The sequence below is a fragment of the Desulfopila aestuarii DSM 18488 genome (genome assembly GCF_900143695.1).
GTDB classification, from domain to species: Bacteria; Desulfobacterota; Desulfobulbia; order Desulfobulbales; family Desulfocapsaceae; genus Desulfopila; species Desulfopila aestuarii.
Genome location: NZ_FRFE01000064.1, coordinates 1 through 8,628 on the forward strand (window position 1 = coordinate 1; position 8,628 = coordinate 8,628).

Sequence of the window (8,628 nt, forward strand, 5' to 3'; positions counted from 1 at the left end):
GGCCCAAGCCCTGTGAGAATTTCTCTTTCAGGCAAATAGCCATTGCGCACAACCTGCATGTGCCCTTTCTCATTTCTCAGCTCTGCGTAATGCTGGAGCAGGTCTTGCAATTCAGCCTCAACCGCATCAGCAATGAGTTGTCGGGCGCCGATACGTAACAGTTCGGTCAGCGGGTCTTCGACAAACTCTCCTGGCTTTTTCAGTGTGATAACTTTACTGTTGATCATGACGTATCCTTTTTTGTTGGAATTCTGTTTTGGCAAACTGATTCCAACAGGATACGTCATTTCTTTTTTAATTCTCCCTCAAACACCACTTTTGAGCATAACTCGTTATCTCCTCATTCCAATCATACTGAATACCTGTGCCCACCCGAATTTGCCTGTCTAGAGGAAGATCAGGGGTACGATTGTCATCATCTTTGACAGGAGAAGTGTCATACGCTACCCCCACAGACCACAACCATTGTTGGGCAAAACGGTATTGAGCCCCCAGGGCAGCATGCCAAGTATCATCATAGTCCAGGTTTTTGGTAAAGGTCTGGGAATCGGCAGATGCCAATGTCAAATCCTGCTTGCCGAACGCACTCCAGTCCTGCCAGCCAATATTCCCCATAATTGCCCATTGCCTGTTAAGCTGATGATATCCACTCAGCATCACCGCCTGGGGCACTGTCATTTTGAGGTCCACAGTACTTCCGGATAAACCGGTGCCATTGAGCAATGCTCGCAGTACCGGTCCAATATTAGAAAGGCTTGCCACATCCTTGAATTCAACATCTAGCTTTGAACGATAGGTGATACCAAATCGTGTGTCTGTTCTCGGCTCAAAAAGAATTCCGAGATTATAACCATAGGCCACATCGTCATCTTCAAGTTTGAGTTGACCATCACCATCAGGATCAAAAGCATTTTGTATAGCAACTTTCTGTGTCAGCTGAGCATAGAGTATGTCTACTCCAGCACCCACAGACATCCAGTTGTTAACCTTATAGCCAACGGAAGGATTCAAACCAACTGTAACAAATTCTGCTTCAGTCGTGAAATACCTGCCAGCCCAGCTGTCACCATAATCAACTCCGAGACCAAAGTTGGAACCAAAACTCACTCCCAGTTTGAGATCTTCTGAAAGACTATGCACATAATACATACTCCCGGCTGGTACAAACCCACCAGCGTTGCCGCCATCACCACCACCATATGAAGAGGAGTCCAGGTCGAAACGAGAATTTACGTAAATTCCCTCAATCGCCACTAACATCTGCGAGCGATCAAGTCGTGTCATTCCTGCAGGGTTTGAACCTGCCGTGGATGCATCGGTTGCAATTGCCGCCCTGCCAGCTCCTGCTGTTCCCAGATCAGGCGTACCAAGTTCATAAAGCCATAAACCTGCTGACATTGAAATTCCCGGAATAAACAGACACGGTAAAACCAGTAAACTTCCATTAATTCTGCACCCCACCTTGTAATCTCCTCTAGCATTCCTCGTATACGCGTCAGGCCGATCCTGGCAGGATCGGCCTGAAAAGATAAAATCCTCCACCGATAACATCAATCTGTGATCGTTTCGATTGCCGGAGGTTCAATTGCAAATGCTTTGATTTCTGGTGTAAGGTCTTTTGTGCCGGTCCCAGGAAGAATCTCAAAACCCATATCAAACTGAACCAACATTGTTTTAAGTTTATCAAAAGCAGAGCGATCACCAACGAGTTTGGCCTTGCCTGACGTAATCTGATCATCAAAGCTTACCGCGCCCATCATCGTTTTCTCGAGCTCCGCCCGATCAATGGTAATTGTCAGATCAGCATCTGGGGTTTGGAATCCCTTGATATTTGTAAGCGTTGCATTGCTCAGTTCAACAACAAACTGCTCACCGTTATCAGGTGTAACCAGGTTGATGAGAAAACTCGTCCCTTCCGCTTTTTTACTGTCAAGGCGAATCGCCAGGAAATCAAGCCAGAGTTCGGTGGTCATTGCCCGAATCATGTCTGGCCCTGAACTTTTCGGAGAAGCTCCTTGCGGGATGCCGTTACGCAATTCGTACGCTCCGGCTAAAAAACTGTTACGCACACTGGGACTCTCTTTCTGGTAGCCGATCTGTTCATACACGTCTGCCAGTAAGTCTTTAGCCGCCTGATTGTCAGGTTCACCAAAAACCAGTTTATTGAGGATCTCCATGGCATGGCGGTATTTCCCTTCCTCATAGAGTTCCCTGCTTTTTTTCATGATGTTTTCAGACCCACCCATCATCTCAACATAGAGAGGAGCGGAATCCCGTGGCGAGAGCGGTATCAAGGTGGCGGGATTGGCATCCCAATATCCCAGGTATCGATTCACGACTGCTCGGCTGTTATGCTCTTCTGAACCATGATAGCTATGCGCTGACCACTGGTTCTGCAGGCTTTTGGGTGGATGGTACAGATTGTGAATTTCGTTGATGGTGACGCCTTGGTTAGCTAGATGCAGCACCTCATTGTTGAGATTGGCGTAAATATCTCTCTGGGCACGCATCACCTCCTGAATACGCTCGTTTCCCCAGCGTGGCCAGCTATGTGAAGCAAACATAACCTCAGCATCTGTACCAAAATGATAGAGGGCGTCATTGATATTCTTCGACCACTTCAATGCATCGCGCACGAGGGCACCACGCAGGGTGTAGATATTGTGCACCGTGCCTGTGATATTTTCTGCCGCCCAGAAAGCTTTCATGTCTGGGAAGTAGGTATTCATTTCAGCTGGTGCCTCAGTCCCAGGAGTGTTCTGAAAAACCATTTTTACACCGTCAACGGTCATATCCTCGAAATCCCCATCGACAATAACGTTCGGTGGGATAAGACCAAGGTTGCCTGCAGCAGTATTTTTGCCAATTGATTGATCAACATGACCAAAAGGGCTACGTGGCAGAAGTACGCCGTACTGATAAAACATCCGTCTTGTCATGGCGTTGCCTGCATAGACGTTCTCAGACACCGCATGATCCATAAAACCGACGGGAGCAATCACCTTCACCTTGCCGCTTACAACATCGGCTTCGTCAACTACGCCACGAACACCTCCGAAATGATCGGCATGGGAGTGAGAATAGACGACAGCAACCACCGGGCGTTCACCAAGTTTCTCATTAACAAATTTCAAAGCGGCTGCTGCTGTCTCCTTAGCCGTCAATGGATCAAAGATAATCCAACCTGTATCACCTTTGATAAACGTGATATTAGCGAGATCATATCCTCGCACTTGATAAATTTTGTCAGGGAGAACCTCATACAGACCATAGGCCATATTAAGCACCGCCTGGCGCTGTAGTGAAGGGTGGATAGTATCGTATTGTTTATCTGTCAGCAAAAACTCATAGCTCCCCATGTCCCAGGCAACATGACCAGCCTCGGCCATAATCTGCTTGTAATCGGGAGCAGCAATAAAGCCCTTTTGAGCCTCTTCAAAATCGCGCTTATCTTCAAATGGCAAGGTATTGCGCATACCGTTTTGAAATTCGATTGTATATTTAGAAGGCATTTTGCCCTTGGGGTCAAAATGCTTCGTTGGGTCAGAAGTGACTATCTCTCCTCCTCCGGCCGCAAAACTTGATGCAGCCATAGACAACATAACAAGGGACAACCACGTTGTGGTTTTTCTCATCAACATCTGTCTTCTCCTTATAGGATATGTGTTTGTAAGACTATAATTTTCCCAGTTCCATAAATGATAATCGGCAAACATGAAAATCGTAGGGCCATGCATCCAAAAAACAGGTTTTCATTTTACATTTTGACAAATGAGAATTCTGGACTCATGAGAAGGATATTACTCGGTGGATGCATTTATTCTTTATCACAGGCCAAAGCCTAACCAAAAAACATCTCAATCCACCCTAAGCAGCTGGCTTATATAAATCAAGGTTATGGTATCAGGAATCATTATCGCCTAGATAGCCAGCTGTTTCCTGGCCAAAGGGTAAACATCCTTTTGGCACATCGTAGATATTTATTACTCTGTCATTTTCGTAATCTATATATCTTCTAAGTAACTTTTGCTCGGAGAGCCTTCCTCTAAAGATAGGAAATTTTGATAAGAGAGCTACGGCGAACTTTAGCAAGTGGCCGGAAGAGATTTGACATCTCGCAGATACATCTGAATGTAATTTGATGGAAATACCCAGCAAGGCTACAGACTCTGAATTTCCAAAGGGCTGGAGTCCGAGAAGATCAACTTAACATGGCCGTTATGAACGGTCTTACTATTCCTGTAACGATGCAAGTTGATAGAACTACTGTCCTGAAAAAATCAGTCGGGTTCGTAATTCTAACAGCAAAAATGCGATCTCTGATGAGAGATTATCCATGAACTCATGATCGAATAGCAGGTAATGAGATTGACAAGCATGACCTTCTGACGCTCGTATGTCCCTATCTTTGGTAATCTCTTCCTGACAGTTGCTCCATTTTGCCGCAATTCTAAATATTTATCCTGTACGACCCTGTCAGGAAACATGTAAATCCAGCCCCTTTGGTGATAGCGATTACATCGCCAGTGCTCACCTTGATTCAACAAACACACTGGCAAAAAATTGAGCAAATTCTCTACATGTGGGCCGAAAGAATTGGAATCCTGACATGAGGATAATAGAGAACGAAGAAAACATTGTGAGATCGGTATGAAAAGGGTAGTAAGATGTATACAATGCAGCGGTTTCGAGTGGGGAGCCGAATTTTTAGGGACCCTTAGAAAGCGACTACTTATCACCCCATCAGCTCCTATCACAGGGGTTCAATTGAAGAATAGAGCATTAATTATCATCGCCGCAGGATTTCTGACTGCTTTTATCGCCTATTCCGTTCGCTACGCGTACGGCATGCTGTTGCCTGAAATGTTGCCGGACCTTGGGATCACCAAGACAGAGGCCGGTGCCATTTTGACCACCTATTTCCTGGTCTACACTATATGCACGCCGTTTCTGGGCGCTTTGTCCGACAGGTACAGCTACCGAATGCTCGTTACGTTATTTGTCGCCATCCTTGGAACCGGTGCCTTGATGATGTCAACTGCCAACAGCTTTAATGAAGCTGCCTTCTTCTTCGCTATTGCCGGAATCGGACATGCGGCCTGTTGGGCGCCTGTGGTGGTGCTGGTCCAGAAATGGGTCCCCGATAACAAGAGGGGAGCTGCTCTCTCCTTTGTTACCATGGGAGCGGGTACAGGCATATTGATCTGGGGATGGATCGTTCCTGTGATTGTCTCGGCAGCCGGATGGCGTGCCGGATGGCTGGCGATCGGGATCTGCGGCATCGGAATCGCGCTGGCGGATGCCTTTATGCTTAAAGATCCTCATCAGAGATCAGCAGAAAATTCGGCCTCCCGTCAGGGATTAATTAGTTTTATCAAGTCCTACCGGGAAGTACTTCAAACCAAAATCTTTTGGTTCATCGGCCTGGCCTATTCCCTGGTAGGGACAACCGTTATCATCTTGTTCACATTTCTTCCCATCTATGCCCGTGAAACCTTGCATATGTCATACGCCAACTCTACCCGACTTGTTACAATGATTGCCCTGTTTGGTTTCATAGGAATGTACTTTCTGGGATCACTCTCAGACAAAATCGGCAGGCTGAAAATCATGCTGCTCTGCAGTATTGTTATGGGGCTTGCCACACTGGGCCTGACATTTACGAACTCATTCTGGTCTCTGTATGCGTTGACGGCATTATACGGTATCGGATACGGAGCTGTCTGGCCCGTCTATGCGGCGGCGGCCTCGGATTACTTCCCTTCCAACATGGCAGGGGGAATCGTGGGACTCTGGACTCTGATATATGGTATCGGCTCCATCATCGGGCCGATACTGGCCGGTTGGCTGATCGATATGACGGGACAGTTTCGAGAGGTTTTTTTCATGTCCTGCGTCATCTGTATCGTTTCACTTCTTCTGTTGATTCGCGTCCCACCGGCTAGAAAAACCGCCCCCAGTCTTCAGGTGGCTGACTAAACGGAGATATTCTCAAGCCATATTCCGTCACGGAATCGCCAAAAAGGAGACGAATGGCGGAGGGGGAAAGATTTGCATTGTAGGCACCTTTGATAGAAGAAAAACGGTGAACTGAGGACATGCCGTCTGGCAAGGTTCATGGAATACCTCTCGCGTCTGAGGCTTTTCCCTCTCAACTGTTTGAAGTAGAGCCATCTAAGGAATTCTTTGGTAGGCTTCGCTTTGCAGTTACTCCATTTCTCTATATATCTAAGGAAGTAGGGCTGTTTGCCATATCGGGAACAAGAATAATTGCTAGATTGTGCCTTAAATAGAGGCTTGCCAGAGCAAATCTCTATTTAAGGATCATTTCGATGGAAATGATTATTGTTGGCAACCAAAGCAGATAATATCACCTTTTTTCAGGCTGTTTCACCAAACATTGCCATAAGTTTTGCCTGCATTGCCTGAGTGGTTTTCTGGCGGTCGTTTCCTGCCCGAAGGCGTTGTCCTAGCAGATCACCGGCGATCGCGGCAGCTTTCATCAATTCAGGCTGTTTGCTAACATTGGGGATCATTTCTTCGCTGATTTTTACTCCCGCTCCATGAAGCATTACTGGAATACCCACTTGACAGGTTTCACCGTAACCGCAGCTGTAGCAGGAGGCTGCGCCTTGTCCCGACACCTTGGCGATCGTTTCTACAAAGTTATAAAGGAGAAACTTCTCGATTGTATCCGCTGGAGCTTGTCCAGCGGTACCACCAACACCAACAGCGACAGCCACTTTGCCCCAAAGTGTATCCCCAGTTTGATGTCGAAATTGAAACCAGCGTTCAATAAAAGCATGGAACATTGCATTAATTGTTGAATAATAATTCGGAGCTCCAAACACATAGGCATCAGCATCGACTATTTTTTGCCTGAGTTCGGTCAGATCATCATCCACTTTGCAAATATTGTCTTTGACGCAACCCAAGCAAGCTATGCATCCGGAAATTTTCTTGCCCCGCAGTGAAATAAGTTCATATTCACAACCACTATTTTCCAAAACCGTTTCAACCAGTTTGTAAACACCGGACTGAATGTCTTTGCGTGGACTCCCTGATATCCCTAGAATCTTCATATTTCCCTCCAGATTAATTGTTGTTTAGATTTTGCGGCAAAACAGTTACTTGATCGGCTGTTATGGTGCCGACAGTGAAAATCATTGTAACCGGTTAGGTAAATCATGTTGTAGCACCGACTACATAACTGAAAAAAATGGGAAGCCTTTCGAGAATATCCGGAATGAGATTTTGAAAGGAAGTTGGCGGTTACTGAGGAATGCGCGCGATAACAAGTGACTTACCGTCAGCTGCTATCTTGCCGTTGTGTTTTAACGTATTCATAGCCCGTGTTACACTAACTCTGTGGGCACCTATGAGAAATCCGAGTTCTTCATGGGTGATTGTAAAATTAAGGATATAGCCTCGTTCATCTTCTGCTCCATGTTCTTTTGCCACGTTTTGTAAAACACGGTACAAACGATCTTCTATATTGGCGGTAGCAAGATTGCCAACCTGATCTGAGAGCCAGTTAATCCGCTCACTCATATTCCTGATAATTTGCAACCCGATATGTGGATGTTCGAGAATCAGCGCATTAAATTGCTGTCTTGAAAAACCACATACGAGAGTCTCCTCTTGGCACCAAGCGCTGCAGGGATAGGTTCCCGCGTCGGTGAGGACGTTCTCGCCAATAAAATCCCCTGGTTTTCGATAACCAAGAATCAGTTCATTTCCAGATTCGGACAATTTGCTTAGTTTGATTCTGCCGCCTTTAATGAGAAACATAGTTTCCGCCAAATCTCCCTCGAGAAAAATTTGCTCACCTCGCTGTTTTCGGTAGCGAATTGCTGACTGGCTCATTGCTTTAAGCGTTTCATTCGGCAGATCACGAAATAGCCAAAGATGGCCAATGCAAATCGGAGAGAGTTCGGGAAAATCAGCACTAAGCTTTTCGCAGAGGCATTGCATTGAAAGTTCTCCTATTTAATCTGAAAGGAATTACGGCTGTCAGTTCTTACCGGCGGCAAGGGCGGATGCGGGGCTTGTCCGTGCACCTCATGCAAAACAAACCGTTCAGGAACCATTAATGATCGTTGAGAATTCATGAGTGTTCTCGATAATAAAAAGTATTATGGTTACCAAATCATCTAATCGAATTCAATAAATGCCTCAACTTAAGATACAGACTGTTCAGCAAAATAGATGAAGTTCTCAAAGTTTAAGATCAAACAATCAGCTTGAAATCTGTTTTGAATCATGAGCCTGACGTGGAGAGAAAGGCAATGAGATAGTCAGGAATTTCTCCTGTATCCGCTAATTAAACCCCACTTATTGATTGCGGCAAAAGGAGGTCGGCGGCTTTGAGCCTGTTCGGTAGCAGCTCTTCGTAATCGCTCTGCGATTCTGCGAAAGGAAGTTTTTCGAAGATAAAACGAAGATATCTGTACGGTTCCAGGCCATTTGCTTTCGCTGATTCGACGAGACTGTAGAGGCTGGCACTAGCTGCCGCTCCGGCAGGATTACCGGCAAAGAGCCAGTTTTTGCGGCCTATCACAAACGGCCTGATGGCATTTTCAGCTGCATTATTGTCTGGGCCGACTACGCCTTGGTCAAGGTAGACGG

The 8,628-nt window shown here is 46.1% G+C and carries 6 protein-coding genes and 1 pseudogene; 1 reads left to right on the top strand and 6 read right to left on the bottom strand.

Features of this window, described 5'->3' with window-relative positions; all coding sequences use genetic code 11:
* From BUF15_RS25725 to BUF15_RS25735, 3 genes and pseudogenes are all read right to left on the bottom strand, one after another.
* A pseudogene (locus BUF15_RS25725) lies at positions 1-227 on the bottom strand (IS256 family transposase); the annotation flags it as partial.
* Positions 228-294: 67 nt separating this feature from the next.
* The gene (locus BUF15_RS25730; RefSeq protein WP_084554613.1) at positions 295-1,551 is read right to left on the bottom strand and encodes an OmpP1/FadL family transporter; all 1,257 of its coding nucleotides are present in this window, start codon (positions 1,549-1,551) and stop codon (positions 295-297) included.
* Positions 1,551-3,512: an alkyl/aryl-sulfatase gene (locus BUF15_RS25735; protein ID WP_073617175.1), complete on the bottom strand. Its 1,962-nt coding sequence runs from the start codon at positions 3,510-3,512 to the stop codon at positions 1,551-1,553. Before BUF15_RS25735 ends, BUF15_RS25730 begins: the two co-directional genes overlap by 1 nt.
* 1,138 nt (positions 3,513-4,650) lie before the next feature.
* Between BUF15_RS25735 and BUF15_RS25740 the strand changes: the two genes are divergently transcribed.
* Positions 4,651-5,979 (top strand): MFS transporter, encoded by a 1,329-nt coding sequence (locus BUF15_RS25740; protein WP_084554615.1) that lies wholly within the window; start codon positions 4,651-4,653, stop codon positions 5,977-5,979.
* 401 nt (positions 5,980-6,380) lie between these two features.
* Here BUF15_RS25740 and BUF15_RS25745 read toward each other — a convergent pair whose 3' ends face one another.
* The 3 genes from BUF15_RS25745 to BUF15_RS25755 form a co-directional block, all read right to left on the bottom strand.
* Positions 6,381-7,082, bottom strand: coding sequence for a flavodoxin family protein (locus BUF15_RS25745; RefSeq protein ID WP_073617171.1), 702 nt, complete (start codon positions 7,080-7,082; stop codon positions 6,381-6,383).
* 190 nt (positions 7,083-7,272) lie between these two features.
* Positions 7,273-7,974: a Crp/Fnr family transcriptional regulator gene (locus BUF15_RS25750; protein WP_073617173.1), complete on the bottom strand. Its 702-nt coding sequence runs from the start codon at positions 7,972-7,974 to the stop codon at positions 7,273-7,275.
* 349 nt (positions 7,975-8,323) lie between these two features.
* On the bottom strand, positions 8,324-8,628 hold a 305-nt coding region (locus BUF15_RS25755; protein ID WP_143170894.1), incomplete at its 5' end, for a transposase domain-containing protein.

Excerpts from the sequence above, each read along its gene's own strand:
- BUF15_RS25730 (WP_084554613.1), bottom strand. The coding sequence starts at position 1,551 with ATGTTATCGGTGGAGGATTTTATCTTTTCAGGCCGATCCTGCCAGGAT.
- BUF15_RS25735 (WP_073617175.1), bottom strand. The coding sequence starts at position 3,512 with ATGCCTTCTAAATATACAATCGAATTTCAAAACGGTATGCGCAATACC.
- BUF15_RS25740 (WP_084554615.1), top strand. The coding sequence starts at position 4,651 with ATGAAAAGGGTAGTAAGATGTATACAATGCAGCGGTTTCGAGTGGGGA.
- BUF15_RS25745 (WP_073617171.1), bottom strand. The coding sequence starts at position 7,082 with ATGAAGATTCTAGGGATATCAGGGAGTCCACGCAAAGACATTCAGTCC.
- BUF15_RS25750 (WP_073617173.1), bottom strand. The coding sequence starts at position 7,974 with ATGCAATGCCTCTGCGAAAAGCTTAGTGCTGATTTTCCCGAACTCTCT.